Annotated in this window: 1 protein-coding gene; it reads left to right on the forward strand. The window is 76.4% G+C overall.

Going from position 1 to position 1,040, the window contains the following annotated elements:
* Nucleotides 1-283: 283 nt before the first annotated feature.
* The coding region (locus ABD335_RS00005; protein ID WP_344319876.1) for a sensor domain-containing protein at nucleotides 284-1,040 on the forward strand (757 nt) is incomplete at its 3' end.

A 1,040-nucleotide genomic window follows, 5' to 3' on the forward strand; every position in this document is an offset into this window, starting at 1 on the left:
CGTCGACTCCCCCACCGGCGGACCCACCACCATCACCGCCGAACTCCCCTGGCGCGACCGCACCGACGAGCCCGGGTGAGCGCCGGCGGCCCCGCGGCCCCGGTGGGCGCCGGGCCGCCGTACGGCCGGTCCTCCGGACCCGCCGGGGTGGGGAAAACCCCCGGACCGGAACGCCGACACGCTCCATGGCCCGCTCCCCCCACCGCGGCCGACCCTGGGGTACGGGCCGCCGGCCGTACGGCGGCCCGGCCCGTACCCGGACGACCAGAGAACGGATGGCCCCATGACCACCGCCCACGCCTCCCCGGCGCTCCGCCGGCCCCGTGTTCCCGCGGTGCTGCGCGCCCCCTTCGAGGGGGCCGCCTGGCGGGAGTTCCTCCACGTCCTGATCGGTCTGCCGCTCGCCTGCGTCGCCTTCGCCCTCGCCGTCGCCCTGACCTCGGCCGGCGTCGGGCTGCTGATCACCTTCCTCGGCGTGCCGCTGCTGGCCCTGACCCTGGCCACCGCGCGGGGCATCGGCGCGGTGGAACGCGCCCGCGCCCGGGCGCTGCTGCGGATGGAGGTCGACGACCCGGAGCCGGTCCGCGCCGGGCGGCGCGGCGGCGGCGCGATGGCGTGGGTGTGGGCGCTGCTGCGGAGCGGGACGTCCTGGCGACACCTGCTGTACGCGTTCCTCCACTTCCCGTGGGCGGTGTTCTCCTTCTGCCTCGCGCTGCCGTTCTGGACGCTGGGCTGGGGGCTGGCGACGTACCCGCTGTGGTTCTGGGTCTTCCCCGCCCACACCGACCAGCCGGGCCTCCAGGTGTACGGGGACGGCAACGGCGACGGCCGGTACCTGGACGGTCCGCCGGAGATCGCCCTCACCTCCGCCGTCGGCCTGGTGTTCGTCCTGGTCACGCCGTGGCTGGTGCGCGGACTGACCCGTGTGGACCGGGCCATGGTCCACGGCCTGCTCGGACCGTCGCGCCTGGCGGTCCGGATGCGGGAGTTGGAGTCGGATCGGCGGGTGGTCACCGACACCGCCTCCGCCGACCTGCGCC

The sequence above is a fragment of the Streptomyces macrosporus genome (assembly GCF_039533145.1).
In the GTDB taxonomy this organism is placed as follows: Bacteria; Actinomycetota; Actinomycetes; order Streptomycetales; family Streptomycetaceae; genus Streptomyces; species Streptomyces macrosporus.